The sequence below is a fragment of the Bacteroides stercoris ATCC 43183 genome (genome assembly GCF_025147325.1).
In the GTDB taxonomy this organism is placed as follows: Bacteria; Bacteroidota; Bacteroidia; order Bacteroidales; family Bacteroidaceae; genus Bacteroides; species Bacteroides stercoris.
This window is the reverse complement of sequence record NZ_CP102262.1, coordinates 602,618-616,334: the sequence shown is the minus strand read 5'-3', so window position 1 is coordinate 616,334 and position 13,717 is coordinate 602,618. Positions and strand designations below refer to the sequence as shown.

The following is a 13,717-nucleotide window of genomic DNA, read 5'->3' as shown; positions in this document are numbered from 1 at the left end:
GGTAAACCAATTCTCCCGTACAAGCAATGGCTGAAAGACGTGTTTAACACTAAATTACCTTGTTGTGGTAAATAGATGGCATGAAAACGCTGATGATTGATATAATGCTGAATGACCGCTTTTATGCGGCTTTCAGATATAAGTATTGCCCAGCTTTCAAATTCGACATTGAGGATATGACTAACAAGGTTTATGAGCGATACCCCACCCTGCGAAAAAGGGCTATGAATGGCGAAAAAGTAGTATTTGCATTTTAATGATTTGAAGATATGGAAATTAAAAAGAAGATAGTAGTGCCTACGGGCGAAATATATACCGCTATAGGTGAAAAGGGAATGTTGGAGTTCCTTACGGTTGGAGATTATGGTAAGAACGCTAATATCAAAGCGGACTTTTTGGGGATTACCCGTGATTTGAACGGTGTACCCAATGGCGAGCCGATGCCTCTTACTGAAAAATGGGTGATTACCATTTCCACACAGTACGGTTGCTCTATGGGCTGCAAGTTCTGCGATGTTCCAAAAGTGGGTATTGGGAGAAATGCCACTTTTAATGATTTGAAAGGAGAAGTGCTAACGGCTATCAAGCAACACCCGGAAGTGAAGCACACGAAACGTCTAAACATACATTATGCACGTATGGGAGAGCCTACATGGAACGCAAATGTGTTACTTCATGCAATCAGTGTAAAGAAGGACATAGAGCCGTTTATAGGAGATTCTTTGGTACACCCGGTTATAAGTACAATGCTGCCAAAGAGAAATAAGAAGCTGGTTGAGTTCTTACATAAGTGGTGTTACTACATAAAGAACGAGCTTTATAAGGGTGATGCCGGACTTCAATTCTCCATCAATACAACGAATGATGAAGAAAGAAATTATCTGTTTTCGGGTAGTTCGCTTTCACTTGGTGAAATATCAGAAATTGGAAAATCGCTGCCTATGCCTGTTGGCAGGAAATATGCCTTAAACTTTGCTTTGGCAGATGATACACATATAGACGGTAAGCGTTTGAGAGAGCTTTTCAACCCCGATAAATTTATGTGTAAGATTACCCCATTGCACCGAACAAATAGCTGTGATGAGAACGATTTGCACACAAGTGGAGGCTATGAGCTGTTTACCCCATATAAAGCCGTGGAGGAAGATTTGAAAGGCAACGGATTCGATGTTATTGTGTTTGTCCCCTCTTATGATGAAGATAACGGGCTTATCACGTGTGGAAACGCTATCCTATCCGGGAAAGTTCCTACTTCAAGTTACCAAGAAACAATATACTGATATGGCTAAAATAGTAGATAACCCCAAAAGGTTTAAGGTGATTGAGTTGAGCCGAAACGAGTTGGCTAAAATTGGCGGTATTGGTATTTGCGATAGATGTAACGGTACTTCTAATACTGGCTATTATGTAGCCGTGCTAAATTGCTGGTTTTGTCCTAAATGCTACAATGAATGGTACGGATGCGCCACTCATTACCCGGAAGATATAAAGATAGAAAACAAAAATTTTGAGTTTTATAAAAATTTATTTGACCTATGAGCAAAGAAGAATTGCAAGCAAAATTGGCGAAAGCCAACGCAGAGAACAAAGGTATGGTGGTTTACCCTGAATACTTCAAGAAGAAAAAGAAGCGTATGCGCCCCGACTTCATAAAGAAGCTGGAAGAAACTGCAAAAGCGGATTTTACCGATGTGGATGATTACGGAGTGTATAAAGTTGGTTCTTTCCTCTATAGGAATGCCTTTGTAACCATATCTAAAGAGGATGGGCTATGGACGTTGCACGTGATAAGTGAAGCCCCGATAGGTTTGCCGCTCATTAAAGAGGTGAGGTACAAGTATCTGCCTAATAACCTTATGATGGCTCAGATTTTCGGAGATAGAGCCGAAGCAAACGAGATTAAGGGCGTTATTCTGTATCAGATTCCCAACGGAGAAATGGAGGCTGAATAATGATTTATGTAGGGATTGATACGGGTGTAAATACCGGGTTCGCTGTTTGGGATAGCAAGCAGCGTTCCCTACTTCAAGTATGCTCTTTGCCTATACATAAAGCGATGGAGCGTGTACGTTCCTTGTATGATGAGTATAAGGCTGGTATAGGTGACAAAGTGATTGTAAGGGTGGAAGACCCCCGGCAAAGAACGTGGTTCGGAACGGAGCGTATGAGCCGTGAAATGGAACGTAAGAAGTTGCAAGGTGTAGGCTCTGTGAAACGGGATGCCTCTATATGGGATGATTATCTAAAAGAGTTGGGCGTGGAGTATGAAATGGTTGCCCCGAAACGCAATGTAACCAAGCTGACACAAGAACGGTTTAAGGCTTTGACTGGATGGCAAAAACAGACAAATGAGCATGGACGTGATGGTGCAATGTTGGTTTATGGCTTTTAGTATTCTTTTTACGGTTAAATATGTGTTTAGTAAACGCATATTTAGTATATTTGCAATATGATTCACCAAGTAAACAAATAAGCTATGGGTATGTATATTCTTATCGGATTAACGCTGTTTTTTTTAGCCTTGTTGCTCATGACCGAGTATATAGGTAGGAACTTTTGGAGGTTTGCCCCAAAAGAGCATTTGAAGCAAGGGGAAAAGATACACGTTTATATCAATGGCAAATACGATAGGCACGCAACCATTACGAGCGTGTCCGATGATTCGGTTAGTATCTATGGTGCGGTGTCATTGCCCGTTGATTACCGGGGTTCTTTCTATGCCATTGGCAAAGATTCCGTAGGTGCAAAGCTGGTATATGTGAAGTACCGCAGGCGTTACCGCTTTGTGAAGTTCTGTGAACTTTTTAGAAAGGGCTTCTGTGTAGAAGATGATGAGGAACAATTAATGCCGGATTCCCATTCTTCGGAGAATGACGAAACCAAAGACGAAACGGAGGTTGAGAATGAAATGTAGTGAGATTACATACAAGAAAGTTTCGGAGCTGGTTTTGTTGCCTGAAAATCCACGTACCATTACGAAGAATGACTTTGAAAGGCTGGTGGATTCCATAAAGATAAACGGCTTTTGGAAACACCGACCTTTGGCGGTTATGGAGCGTGACGGTAAACTGGTGGTATTGGCAGGAAACCAACGCTTGAAGGCTGCAAGAAAGCTGAAACTTGCCGATGTGCCCGTTATTCTTTATTCGGAACTGACCCCGGATGAGGAAAAGGATATTATTCTGAGGGATAATATCAACAATGGCGATTGGGCTTACAATGCCTTACAAATGGATGAGTTTTGGAAAGATGTAGATTTCGGCTTTATTGGGCTTGATTTTCCATCCGATGATGAGAAGCCCGGAAAGGGTAAGAAGAAAGCGGCTAAAGAGGCAGAGGAAACGGAAGCCGACCAAAGCACAGAGGAAGAAATGGACGATGAGGAACAAAGCGAGGAAGAAGCCGAAAAGGAATCTTTCTACCGTTCCATGTTTAAGGACGTTCTTTATGAAAGCGATAACGTCTTTGAAATTCCCAATCTCTTATTGGATATGCAAGCTGGAAAGGTAGAATTGCCTTTATCTCCGTGGGGTGCTAACAGCCGTTTGCGTAAAGATGTGGCGACATATCATTTCTATGTGGACGATTATCGCTTTGAGGCTCTTTTCAAAGACCCGATAAATTTACTCACAAGCGGATGCAAGGCGGTGGTAGAGCCGAATTGTAGTTGCCACGACCAAACGCCTGTAGCGTGGGGCATTCAGCTTATTTACAAGAAACGTTGGCTTTCTCGTTACTTCCAGGAATGCGGAATCAAGGTTTATGCTGACTTGAATGTTTCTCACAAGTTTATTGAGTACAACAAAATGGGTATTCCCAAAGGATATAATGCTTTCTTTACCCGTGGGCTGGACGGTTGGATGGAAAGCCTTAAATCTGATTTGCAAGTAGCCCAAGAAATAAGCGGGCTTGAAAAACCAAACCTTATCGTTTATGGTGGGGGTACGGAAATTCAGAAGTTCTGCCGTGAACATGGGCTGTTGTACGTCACAGATTTTATTAACGCAAAAAAGAAGTAAAGTATTATGGGACGAAATTCAAGTGGAACACGTGGAGGACTGCAACCGGGTGATGCAACATATAAAGGCTCTGTTGGTAAGCCTGAGCCTTTGGTAAACATGAAAGACCCGGCTCTGTATAAGGCAACCAAAGAAGCTATTTCACGCTATCATTCCGTACTTGGTGTAAGGCAAAAGAATGTAAAGTTGGCAGAACTATCGGCTGGCACTTATGGCGTACACGTTACGGCTAATGGGAAGTCAGAGGGTGTTTACCTTAACAAAAAGCATTTCATGCAAACGAAAAAAGCTGTGGAAGCCTCACACAAGAGAGGCTATGCGAGTGGGTGGAGTACGAAAACCAACAAAGCGGTAGCCCATACCGTAACGCATGAGCTGGCGCACGCTACATGGAATGCAAATATGACAGGGGCAAACCAAAAAGCGGCTGGAAAGGAAGTGAATAAATTATTTAAGTCTTGGAAGAAAGACAATAAGAAATCCGGGTATGGAAAGTATGCGGAAACCAATGTGTCGGAGTTCTGGGCTGAAACCGTTACTAAAGCGATACATGGTAAAAGTGATAAATATACCAAGAAAGTAAAGGAAATCTGCAAGAAATACAAACTATAGAGGTATTTTTGCTTAAATTAATTCAATGCAACATGGAGAAGATAGAATTAACCGCTGATGAGATTAAGGTAATCAAGCAGCAATTAAATGGTGAAATCGAGGTTTGGAATGCTGATGATTATCAGCAAAAGCATCTCACTTCGGTAATTGACAAGGCAAACGCCCTTTTGGAGGAATTGGATGCCTACGATGAAATGATAGACGAAAAGGGCGGTGATACCATCCTTTGGTTTTGGGATAAGTACAAGGCACAAGAGAGTATCATAGAATAATTAACCGGGTAAAGGGAATCGGACGGTATCACGCTATCCGATTTTCTTTACTTCGTAAGTGTGTTTATAGAACACATAAACCAACGATAAATCAACGGATGGCACTTTTTGAGAAAGGAAATAAAATAGGGAATAGATTTTCATCTGATAACCAACCCAAAAATTCGGGTAGGAAGCCGTCCGTGTATAAATACATCAAAGATATTACGGGCAAAAAGGTAGCTCCGGAAATGAGCAAAGAGGACTACTATAAGGTTATCCGTTTCTTGATGGAAAGTACGCCCGAAACTTTGGAGGGGTTGGTTAAGAACAAAGACGGAACGCCCAACAAGAAAACGCCCGTGTGGGTGCTAAATGTGGTGTCTGCCATTAACGCAGATATTCGCTATGGTAGGACTTATACGGTAGATAGTCTGTTTGATAGGGTTTTCGGTAAACCCACCCAACAGATAGAGAGCGAAGTAAACGCACAAGTAACCAACAACAGCATGGATTTGTCGGCTCTTACTACGGATGAGTTGCTACAATACAATTCCTTGCTGGAAAAAATAAAGGCAGGCAATGGCACGAAGTAAGGTTACAGACGTGCCGATGGCACTTGCAGTGAAGATTGAGCTTTTCAAGCGTGGTTGTTTCGACTTCATCACCGTAAAGGATGGTTTGAAGCATGAGAAGCAAGAACACGCTTTGAAGATACTTACCGACAATGAACACGTTGAACTTTTGTACGGAGGTGCTGCCGGGGGTGCAAAATCATGGACGGGTGCGGTGTGGCTTCTGTTTATGTGCCTCTGTTATCCCGGTTCAAAGTGGTTTATCGGACGTGCCGAGTTAAAGCGTATCACACAATCTACACTTATCACATTTTACAAGGTTTGCAATCAGTACGGGGTTGATGATACCTTGTACAAGTATAACGGGCAATACAATTATATCGAATTTTTCAACGGTTCACGTATTGACTTACTGGACTTGCAATATAAGCCGGGAGACCCTCTGTATGAGCGTTACGGCTCAATCGAATATACAGGCGGCTGGATTGAAGAGGGTGGCGAGGTGAATTTTGGAGCTTATGATACATTGAAAACACGTATCGGGCGACACCTTAACAATGAACTGGGGTTGAGGCGAAAGTTATTCATTACGTGCAACCCTAAAAAGAATTGGATGTATGATACATTCTACAAGCCGGATAAGAAAGGGGAATTGCCCGAATATATGTACTACCTTGCTTGCCTTGTACAAGAAAATCCATTCATAGACCCCGATTATATAGAGGGCTTGAAAACCACAAAGGATAAAGTAAAGCGTGAACGTCTTTTGAAAGGTAATTGGGAATATGACGATAACCCCAACGCCCTTTGTTCACATGATGCAATCTGTGAGATATTCGGGAATAAGATTTCAATCAAGACAGGTACAAACTATATTACAGGCGATATTGCACGCTTCGGAGCTGACTATGCCCGTCTTGCCGTTTGGGACGGTTGGCATATCATAGAGCTACAATGTTTTCCCGTGTCTAAGACTACCGACATTCAGACGTGGATAATCAACAAGCAAAAGAAGTATAGAATACCCAACCATAAATGTATCGTTGATGAGGACGGTGTAGGCGGTGGAGTGGTGGATAATTGCGACATTCAGGGATTCGTGAACAACTCTACCCCTTTCAATGGTGAAAACTACCAAAACCTACAGACCCAATGCGGCTACAAGCTGGCAGACCACATAAACGCTACGGAAGTGGGGATAGATGAGGATTTGATAAGCACTGCCGATAAGGAAGAAATCATAAGGGAACTGGAACAACTGCAAACATGGGAAGCTGATTCGGACGGGAAACTAAAATTGAAACCCAAAGAAGAAATCAAGATGGATATTGGTTGTTCCCCGGACTGGAGGGATATGTTTCTGATGCGAGCATGGTTTGACTATAACGAGTATGATATACCCGATGATATAGAACGCAGATTAGGTATAACCGCTTAAAAACAATAAAGCAAAATGGGATTATTAAACATTATTTCTAACGAGGTAAAGGCGGCTATTGGCTACCAACAAAACTTTGCCGACCTTTTGACGGCTAAGGATGTGACCCGTGCTCTTTCCATGATGAAAGCCCATGCGGAAGAAGCCGCCAATAATTTACGTGAGTATAAGATTGACACTCACAAAGTGATGGAGCGTAAGGATAGAGCCGTTTACGATAAAAAAGGCAACTTTCTACGTTGGAGTAAACGGTGGAAAATCCCCATTCCTTACCCTCAATTCATCAATGAAATTTCTTTGGTGTTTCTCTATGGCAGACCCGTAAAATGGCAACAGCTTTCAACGGGTACGGATTATGCTTTTCAGAACTACAAAGATTGGCTGAATGAAATACATTTCAATGCCAAAGTTAGAGAGGCTAAACGTTTGGCTGGTGCGGAGGGCATTTCTGCCATTCTTTACCATGTGTACCGGGATAGTGATAATAAACCATCCCTTTTGCTGAATGTGTTGAGCCGGGAAAACAACGATGATATTTATACCATTCGTGACCAATACAAACGGATTACCGCTTTTGCGTGGGGTTACTATCTGACAGAGGCAGGCAACAATACCGTTTACCATGTGGATATATACACTAAAGAGACTGTATATCGTGCCAAACGTGGCAAAATGGGTTGGGAGGTTGAGATAAAGGATAATCCAATAGGGAAAATTCCCGTGCTGATATTTGAGCAAACGCCCGAACATAAGGAGGTGCAACCCATGATTGAACGCTCTGAAATAATGGAAAGCACCGATGCAGATACTAATGACCGCTTTTCTAACCCGGCAATGGTGGCTACTTCTGAAATCCTCAATAGCTTGCCAAAGTCGGAAGAAGAAGCCAAACTGTTTATTCTCAAAAATGGCGGTGATGTACGCTACCTTACATGGAATGAGGCGAGCGAAAGCAAAAAGAATGAGTTTGAAAGATTGGATAAACACATTCTTTCAAAGTCTTTCACGCCCAACATTGATTTTGACAATATGAAATCATTAGGCAACCTTTCGGCAAAGGCTATACGCAAAGTGATGTTGCTTGCCGTTATCAAGGCAGAACGCCACAAGGAAAAGCACGATGATTATATGAAACGCCACGCTAATCTTATGATAGCTATTTTAGGTAATGTGCTTGACTATCGGCATAAGGCTGAATATGATGCCTTGCTGTTAAGGCATGAGTTCCAAGAGCCTTTCGGGGAAGATGTGAGCGAATTGCTTGCCGACCTATCTAAGCAATACAATGATGGGGCATTGAGCCGTGAAACCTATGTAGAATTGTCCTACCTTGTAAAAGATGCGAAACAAGAAATAGAGCGGCTAAAACAAGAAGAAGCGGAACGGATGGAGCAACAAATGGAGTTAAACAAAATGGACGTTTTCGGAGGGGCTGAATAATGGAAATAAAGACAAAATACAATGTTGGCGATAAGGTTTGGATTATGCGCAATAATAAGCCGGAGAAAATCCAAATTAGCAATATTGAAGTGGAGGTAATAGGTGATGTACCTGTAGGTACTTGTTCCCTTTCGGGGGAGTATTATACCAAAATTATATATGTAGAGGTGCAAAGAAGTGAATATAGAAGTTTTGGTGATAAAGACCCAATTTGTAAGCATAATGAATGTAATTGCTTCAATACTAAAAAAGATTTGTTATACAGTTTCTTAGATGATAGCGACTATGGCAAAGAAGAAACAGACATCAACGCAGAACTACCATTGTAGGGACTGCAAACACGCTTTCGACTTCCACGAATTGAACTGGAAAGGTGAGCCGTTCTTATGCAAATGCCCTTTCCATAAATACAGCAAGTTTTTAGATAAGGACTATTGCACCAACTTTAAACTAAAGTAGTGGCATGGCAAAGAAGAAGTACATAGACTATAAGAAGATGCAAGCGGAGCTTTTCAAGAGAACGGAGGGTTACGCTGCCAATGTCCGTATCATCTACCAACAAGCATTTGAGCGAATAATTAACTTGGTAAAGGGTACGGAGTTGGAGGATGGGAAGCCTTTCTCTTTTGCCGACTATGGGTATAGTGAGGAAGTTACGCCCATTCTTAGGGATATGTACAGCCGTGTTTACCAAATTATCCGGGGCGGTGTAGAAAAGGAATGGCTTGCATCTAACGAGAATAACGATGCTTTGGTTAAAAGTGTGTTCGGTGAACAATCAATAAAGGATAATCACTTTGCCCGTTTCTTCAAGCGCAACAAAGAGGCTATGGATGCTTTCTTTGCCCGTAAGAGTGGTGACGGTGGTTTGAATCTCTCTCAAAAGGTTTGGCGATATACGGGTATGTTCCGTGATGAGCTGGAAAATACTTTGGATTTGGCGATTGGTGAGGGTGTTCCGGCTAATCGTTTGGCGGCTCAGATAAAGAAGTATCTACAAGACCCCGATAAGTTTTACAGGCGTTTCCGTATCAAGGTAGGGGAAGATGAGAACGGGCAACCTATCTATGGTAGAAAGTGGAAACGCAGGGTTTGGGACAAAGAAGCCAACTCCTACAAATGGGTGGATGATAGCCCGAAACATTTTCATCCGGGGCGGGGCGTGTACCGTTCATCCGCACGTAACGCCCAAAGGCTTGCACGGACTGAAACCAACATTGCGTATCGTACAGCCGATTTTGAGCGTTGGGCGCAACTCGACTTTGTGGTAGGCATTGAAATCAAGCTATCCAACAATCATCCCGTATCTGACATTTGCGATGATTTGAAAGGTGTGTACCCTAAAACATTCCGTTGGAAAGGGTGGCACCCGAATTGCCGTTGCTATCAAGTACCCGTACTGGCAAAGCAAGAAGAATTGGACGAAATGCTGGATAAGATTTTGGACGGGGATAATCCGGCAACGGTGGAATGTGAGGAAAAGGTAAAAGAGCTGCCATCCCAATTTACCGGGTGGATGCAAGACAATGAGCAACGCATCAAGGATGCAACGGAGAAAGGGACTTTGCCCTACTTCCTACGGGACAATGAAAAGGTTATCTATCCACCGACTGCAAAAGAGATAGCGAAAGCCCGGCACGAAGCCCGGACGGAAGCGGAAGCAAATGCCATCCGGCAACGGTGGAATGTGAGAAAAGCGACCTATCACTATGGTAATAATATGCTCCGTGTTATGGGTGGTATTTCTGACGTTGATACTACGGCTTTAGCTGAGGCTCTAAAACACCCTGATTTGTCCGCTATCATGTTGGAAGCCCGTAAACTGAAAGTTATAGGCAAGGATATTTATTCACTGGGTTACATAGATAGCCCTATGGAGGTGGCTAAAAAGTTCTCTTTAGCCGATGCAAAAGCCGTAAACAAGGCGGTTGCTGATAAGCTGGCACAATGGGATAGCCTTTCTTTGGAACAACAATTAAAGAAACTGAATTTTGAAGCATACGACTTCTTAGGTGGTAACTATCACAATGTACAACAGAAGTACCCAACGTGGCAGGTGTCACAACAAGCCTATGTTAAACAGATTGGCATTGTTCAAGATAAGATAGATTGGAAAGCCATCAAGGATAACTATGCCGACCTATCTAAGTTCTCTACCAAGTCCAAGCCTTACCAATCGCTCATTGCACAGCTTGAAAATGCAATCAACGGCAATGATAAAGCAATGGCACAACAAACCATTACGGAACTCAATGTAAGGAAAGAAAGCATTGAAAAAGCCGCTGCCAAGCGTAAATCAAAAGTAAAGGAGGTTAAGTTTAAGGATTCCGATTTTACGCAGGAAAGAAAGGATGAGGCGAAATGGTTTATTCATAGTTCAGATGCAAACGATTATTTCTTTGATAATGCCGTGGATATGTGGAAACTTGCAAGCACCAATGAAAAGGCGGCTATGTATCAATATACGGCTGGTAGTAGTTATATAACAGAGCCTTTGCGTGCTATTAAGGGATATTATCACTACTATGGTAGTAGATTGTCCGAAGCTGAAAAGCATATTGCCGATATGACCCAATATATAGCCCGAAGCACACTTAAAGATGATGTTTGGGTAAAGCGTGACGAAATCAGTGCTTTTGTAAACTATCGGTTTGGGCTGTCTGATTTGGATGCTTATATATCTGACCCGTCTAAGCTTGTTGGCAAGGTTGGTACGGATGATTCCTTTATGTCGTGTGGTAATTGCCGGAATACGAACTTTGGAAGTAAGCCCGTTTGTCTGAATATCTATTGTCCGAAAGGTACACAAATGACCTACGCAGAGCCTTTTTCTGCATTTGGTTCAAGCCATGACAATGGGGACTATTGTCCGGGTAAGAAGTGGAACGGAACTTCTAAGCCTACAACAACGGGGGAAAATGAAATCATCCTACAGCGTGGCACTAAATTCAGAATAACCAAAGCTGAATATACAAATGGTAAATGGTATATAGATATGGAAGTTTTGGAACAAAGCCCAAAAGAGATAAAGGAAATGGTTACTACTTCGATGGGATTCTATTGCAAGTATTGACACAATAAAGGCGCACCGTTACTGATGCGCCTTTGCTTTTTGTTTAGCCTTTGATATAGGTGGATTGATACAGGTCTTTGAAGCCCTCTATATCCGTCCTTTCGGCATACTTGCAGTATCTATTGAAAAGTACCGCTTTCAGTGTGATAGGCACACCATCGTACATTTCAAAGTTGGATAGCCCGGCATTTGTGTACTCTTTTAGGATGGGGGCAATACGTTCACACCCGGCATCGCTTGCAAGTTCGGTTTGCTCAGTCCACCATTTTTCACCAAGCCAAAACATTTGTTTGTCGGCTTCTCTGAAAGGGCATTCTTTCTCTCCTTTGTAATAGATGCAAAGGTGAGTTAATGAGTTGTTTTTTGTTTTTGTCATAACAACTTGTTTAAATTACTTCGATTTTAGTGTTATAGAAGCATCCAATAACATTACGCATATCATCAGGAAGTATTCTTAGAGCATTCCAAATGAAACTATCTGGTATGCCCCAAAGTGCTTCTGCCATTGAGCCTACTATTGCCCCTATCGTGTCGCTATCACCACCCCATGAAATTGCCCGTCTGATTGCATCCTCAAAAGAGGTGCTTACACGAATAATTTTCAAACAAAGCGGCACAGTGCCTTGACACGTTTCATCAAATATTCCAGCATAATAATCGTTTACCATGAATTGAGGATAGTACGATTGCATTATATTCTCATATACTTTCTGATTGTGGGTTGTCCTCAAATAATAAATGGCGTGTGCGACTGCTACAGCTCCTTTAACTCCCTCCGGGTGATTATGGGTTACTATAGCCGTTTTCTCTGCCTCCATCAAAACCTTATCTAAGTTGTCATAAGCCCATGCAACCGGGGAAACACGCATTGCAGAGCCATTGCCGAAGCTGTTATATGGTTGTGGGTTGTCTGAGGCTATCCAGCGGGCAAAGCTGCCACCGTATGCCCCTTTCGGATTGGGGTATGCCCTACACCATTGGAGAAACTTTTCTTTGTAGCTTACGCCCGTATTGATTGCATCCGCTACCGCTATAGTACAAATTGTATCGTCTGTAAACGTGCTATCCTTTGTGAATAGTTCAAAGTTGTAGTTATCTGTATTGTTGAACTCAAAGCGTGAGCCTACAATATCGCCTATAATTGCTCCTAACATATTACTTGAAATTTTGATTGAAAAAACGCTCTGCTTTAATTCTATGATATTTAGCTTCACGGTACTTATGTTTGTAGTACCATCGTGTAACAAATGAAGATTCTGCCAGTTTAATGAGCATTGCAGATTCTCTTAAAAAAAGAGCCGATACAATATGCTTTTCTGTAGATTCTATTGTAGATGCACAAGCCTTTTGAAAATCTTCTAAAGATTCATTCATGCCCTCAAATGCTTTCAAAAGGGATTTTGTCATTTCTTTCGTAATACATTCATCCATTGTTAGCCTCCTTTCTTTTGCCTCTGTTTGATTGCTTAGTATGAAGTGTGCCATACCTAACAATCGCCTTTCTTCCCATGTGTTCACCATTCCTTAAAACATTCCAAAGAGATTCTTTAGACACCCCTACTACTTCGGTTGGCAATAGCTCATATATAGCCGTAATGCTTCCAAAGTAGTAGTGACGTTTACCCTTGTATGGCTCTTTCAATTCTACATGAATAACTTTTCTTTGCTGTTTCATTGCTATATGTGTTCTATAAACGCAAAATTACTATATTATATTTAATAAAACAAATGTTTACCGAGTTTATTTTATTATACAAGGTTAATGCGGTCTATCTCCATTGTGTTTATCCTTTTATTCGTCCTAAAAAAGACAATTTTAATATATCGCATTCCAAACCTATAACGGCAAACTCCAACATAGCATTATCATCAGAAAGGTCATTAACCTTTAGAATTGGATAATCTTCTCCGGTACTGGTTACATATCCCTCTTGTGAAATATCATCTGTTATGTGCTCATCGCTGGTATTACCAAAATATGAATCAAGACTTTTGATGATATGCTTGTTTAAATAATCCTCACTATACACAGAGGCTATTTTAGCTTGCTTCCTAAGTGCGTACCTCATTCTTCAATTCCTTTCTGATTTATTATGAGGGGGTATACAATTCATATCCATCATCCCAAAGACTATCACTGCGAAAATTAAAAAAATCTTCCAAAGAGATACGTACGCCATCTTCTAAAAGAAGAAATCCATTTTCAATAGTCATCCATTCGTCAGAGGAAAAGAAACGGTGCGTAACCTTCTTACCCTCTTTCATTGCTTGTATAGCTTCTTCTTTACTCATATCTATATTTTTTTTGA

19 protein-coding genes are annotated in these 13,717 nt (G+C 41.7%); 14 read left to right on the top strand and 5 right to left on the bottom strand.

Going from position 1 to position 13,717, the window contains the following annotated elements; all coding sequences use genetic code 11:
• The first annotated feature begins 80 nt into the window (after positions 1–80).
• From NQ565_RS02610 to NQ565_RS02545, 14 genes are all read left to right on the top strand, one after another.
• Positions 81–257, top strand: coding sequence for a hypothetical protein (locus NQ565_RS02610; RefSeq protein ID WP_005655456.1), 177 nt, complete (start codon positions 81–83; stop codon positions 255–257).
• 12 nt (positions 258–269) lie between these two features.
• Positions 270–1,280 carry a radical SAM protein gene (locus tag NQ565_RS02605; protein WP_005655454.1) on the top strand — a complete coding sequence of 337 codons (1,011 nt, stop codon included), beginning with the start codon at positions 270–272 and terminating at the stop codon, positions 1,278–1,280.
• Position 1,281: 1 nt separating this feature from the next.
• Entirely contained in the window at positions 1,282–1,539 is a 258-nt protein-coding gene (locus NQ565_RS02600) for a hypothetical protein (RefSeq protein ID WP_005655453.1), read from the top strand.
• Positions 1,536–1,952 (top strand): hypothetical protein, encoded by a 417-nt coding sequence (locus NQ565_RS02595; RefSeq protein ID WP_005655452.1) that lies wholly within the window; start codon positions 1,536–1,538, stop codon positions 1,950–1,952. The genes NQ565_RS02600 and NQ565_RS02595 overlap by 4 nt, the downstream gene beginning before the upstream one ends.
• Complete coding sequence (locus NQ565_RS02590; RefSeq protein ID WP_005655451.1) at positions 1,952–2,392, top strand: hypothetical protein; 441 nt, start codon at positions 1,952–1,954, stop codon at positions 2,390–2,392. The genes NQ565_RS02595 and NQ565_RS02590 overlap by 1 nt, the downstream gene beginning before the upstream one ends.
• Before the next feature lie 84 nt (positions 2,393–2,476).
• A complete protein-coding gene (locus NQ565_RS02585) occupies positions 2,477–2,914 on the top strand; it encodes a hypothetical protein (RefSeq protein WP_005655450.1) in 438 nt (145 codons plus the stop codon).
• The gene (locus NQ565_RS02580) at positions 2,904–4,019 is read left to right on the top strand and encodes a DUF4417 domain-containing protein (RefSeq protein ID WP_005655449.1); all 1,116 of its coding nucleotides are present in this window, start codon (positions 2,904–2,906) and stop codon (positions 4,017–4,019) included. Before NQ565_RS02585 ends, NQ565_RS02580 begins: the two co-directional genes overlap by 11 nt.
• Before the next feature lie 6 nt (positions 4,020–4,025).
• Positions 4,026–4,631 (top strand): hypothetical protein, encoded by a 606-nt coding sequence (locus NQ565_RS02575; protein WP_005655448.1) that lies wholly within the window; start codon positions 4,026–4,028, stop codon positions 4,629–4,631.
• Positions 4,632–4,663: 32 nt separating this feature from the next.
• Positions 4,664–4,903 (top strand): hypothetical protein, encoded by a 240-nt coding sequence (locus NQ565_RS02570; protein WP_005655447.1) that lies wholly within the window; start codon positions 4,664–4,666, stop codon positions 4,901–4,903.
• A gap of 182 nt (positions 4,904–5,085) precedes the next feature.
• Positions 5,086–5,478 (top strand): hypothetical protein, encoded by a 393-nt coding sequence (locus tag NQ565_RS02565; protein WP_226766595.1) that lies wholly within the window; start codon positions 5,086–5,088, stop codon positions 5,476–5,478.
• Positions 5,465–6,895, top strand: a complete 1,431-nt coding sequence (locus NQ565_RS02560; RefSeq protein WP_005655444.1) for a phage terminase large subunit — start codon at positions 5,465–5,467, stop codon at positions 6,893–6,895. The genes NQ565_RS02565 and NQ565_RS02560 overlap by 14 nt, the downstream gene beginning before the upstream one ends.
• Before the next feature lie 15 nt (positions 6,896–6,910).
• Complete coding sequence (locus NQ565_RS02555) at positions 6,911–8,335, top strand: phage portal protein (protein ID WP_005655441.1); 1,425 nt, start codon at positions 6,911–6,913, stop codon at positions 8,333–8,335.
• Positions 8,335–8,664 (top strand): hypothetical protein, encoded by a 330-nt coding sequence (locus NQ565_RS02550; RefSeq protein ID WP_005655439.1) that lies wholly within the window; start codon positions 8,335–8,337, stop codon positions 8,662–8,664. Before NQ565_RS02555 ends, NQ565_RS02550 begins: the two co-directional genes overlap by 1 nt.
• A gap of 134 nt (positions 8,665–8,798) precedes the next feature.
• Complete coding sequence (locus tag NQ565_RS02545) at positions 8,799–11,408, top strand: ADP-ribosyltransferase (RefSeq protein ID WP_005655438.1); 2,610 nt, start codon at positions 8,799–8,801, stop codon at positions 11,406–11,408.
• A gap of 43 nt (positions 11,409–11,451) precedes the next feature.
• Here NQ565_RS02545 and NQ565_RS02540 read toward each other — a convergent pair whose 3' ends face one another.
• The 5 genes from NQ565_RS02540 to NQ565_RS02520 form a co-directional block, all read right to left on the bottom strand.
• Complete coding sequence (locus tag NQ565_RS02540) at positions 11,452–11,784, bottom strand: hypothetical protein (RefSeq protein WP_005655436.1); 333 nt, start codon at positions 11,782–11,784, stop codon at positions 11,452–11,454.
• Positions 11,785–11,794: 10 nt separating this feature from the next.
• Positions 11,795–12,562: an ADP-ribosylglycohydrolase family protein gene (locus tag NQ565_RS02535; protein ID WP_005655435.1), complete on the bottom strand. Its 768-nt coding sequence runs from the start codon at positions 12,560–12,562 to the stop codon at positions 11,795–11,797.
• A 1-nt stretch (position 12,563) separates the two neighbouring features.
• Complete coding sequence (locus NQ565_RS02530; RefSeq protein WP_226812471.1) at positions 12,564–12,893, bottom strand: hypothetical protein; 330 nt, start codon at positions 12,891–12,893, stop codon at positions 12,564–12,566.
• Between the two features lie 299 nt (positions 12,894–13,192).
• On the bottom strand, positions 13,193–13,477 hold the full coding sequence (locus NQ565_RS02525; RefSeq protein ID WP_005655432.1) for a hypothetical protein: 285 nt from the start codon (positions 13,475–13,477) through the stop codon (positions 13,193–13,195).
• 22 nt (positions 13,478–13,499) lie between these two features.
• Positions 13,500–13,700 (bottom strand): hypothetical protein, encoded by a 201-nt coding sequence (locus NQ565_RS02520; RefSeq protein ID WP_005655431.1) that lies wholly within the window; start codon positions 13,698–13,700, stop codon positions 13,500–13,502.
• Between the last annotated feature and the right edge of the window lie 17 nt (positions 13,701–13,717).

What these genes read in the sequence shown, in the direction of transcription:
- NQ565_RS02605 (WP_005655454.1), top strand. Translation starts at nt 270, where the DNA reads ATGGAAATTAAAAAGAAGATAGTAGTGCCTACGGGCGAAATATATACC.
- NQ565_RS02575 (WP_005655448.1), top strand. Translation starts at nt 4,026, where the DNA reads ATGGGACGAAATTCAAGTGGAACACGTGGAGGACTGCAACCGGGTGAT.
- NQ565_RS02570 (WP_005655447.1), top strand. Translation starts at nt 4,664, where the DNA reads ATGGAGAAGATAGAATTAACCGCTGATGAGATTAAGGTAATCAAGCAG.
- NQ565_RS02540 (WP_005655436.1), bottom strand. Translation starts at nt 11,784, where the DNA reads ATGACAAAAACAAAAAACAACTCATTAACTCACCTTTGCATCTATTAC.
- NQ565_RS02600 (WP_005655453.1), top strand. Translation starts at nt 1,282, where the DNA reads ATGGCTAAAATAGTAGATAACCCCAAAAGGTTTAAGGTGATTGAGTTG.
- NQ565_RS02560 (WP_005655444.1), top strand. Translation starts at nt 5,465, where the DNA reads ATGGCACGAAGTAAGGTTACAGACGTGCCGATGGCACTTGCAGTGAAG.
- NQ565_RS02585 (WP_005655450.1), top strand. Translation starts at nt 2,477, where the DNA reads ATGGGTATGTATATTCTTATCGGATTAACGCTGTTTTTTTTAGCCTTG.
- NQ565_RS02610 (WP_005655456.1), top strand. Translation starts at nt 81, where the DNA reads ATGAAAACGCTGATGATTGATATAATGCTGAATGACCGCTTTTATGCG.
- NQ565_RS02520 (WP_005655431.1), bottom strand. Translation starts at nt 13,700, where the DNA reads ATGAGTAAAGAAGAAGCTATACAAGCAATGAAAGAGGGTAAGAAGGTT.
- NQ565_RS02525 (WP_005655432.1), bottom strand. Translation starts at nt 13,477, where the DNA reads ATGAGGTACGCACTTAGGAAGCAAGCTAAAATAGCCTCTGTGTATAGT.
- NQ565_RS02595 (WP_005655452.1), top strand. Translation starts at nt 1,536, where the DNA reads ATGAGCAAAGAAGAATTGCAAGCAAAATTGGCGAAAGCCAACGCAGAG.
- NQ565_RS02580 (WP_005655449.1), top strand. Translation starts at nt 2,904, where the DNA reads ATGAAATGTAGTGAGATTACATACAAGAAAGTTTCGGAGCTGGTTTTG.
- NQ565_RS02590 (WP_005655451.1), top strand. Translation starts at nt 1,952, where the DNA reads ATGATTTATGTAGGGATTGATACGGGTGTAAATACCGGGTTCGCTGTT.
- NQ565_RS02535 (WP_005655435.1), bottom strand. Translation starts at nt 12,562, where the DNA reads ATGTTAGGAGCAATTATAGGCGATATTGTAGGCTCACGCTTTGAGTTC.
- NQ565_RS02545 (WP_005655438.1), top strand. Translation starts at nt 8,799, where the DNA reads ATGGCAAAGAAGAAGTACATAGACTATAAGAAGATGCAAGCGGAGCTT.
- NQ565_RS02555 (WP_005655441.1), top strand. Translation starts at nt 6,911, where the DNA reads ATGGGATTATTAAACATTATTTCTAACGAGGTAAAGGCGGCTATTGGC.
- NQ565_RS02550 (WP_005655439.1), top strand. Translation starts at nt 8,335, where the DNA reads ATGGAAATAAAGACAAAATACAATGTTGGCGATAAGGTTTGGATTATG.
- NQ565_RS02530 (WP_226812471.1), bottom strand. Translation starts at nt 12,893, where the DNA reads ATGGCACACTTCATACTAAGCAATCAAACAGAGGCAAAAGAAAGGAGG.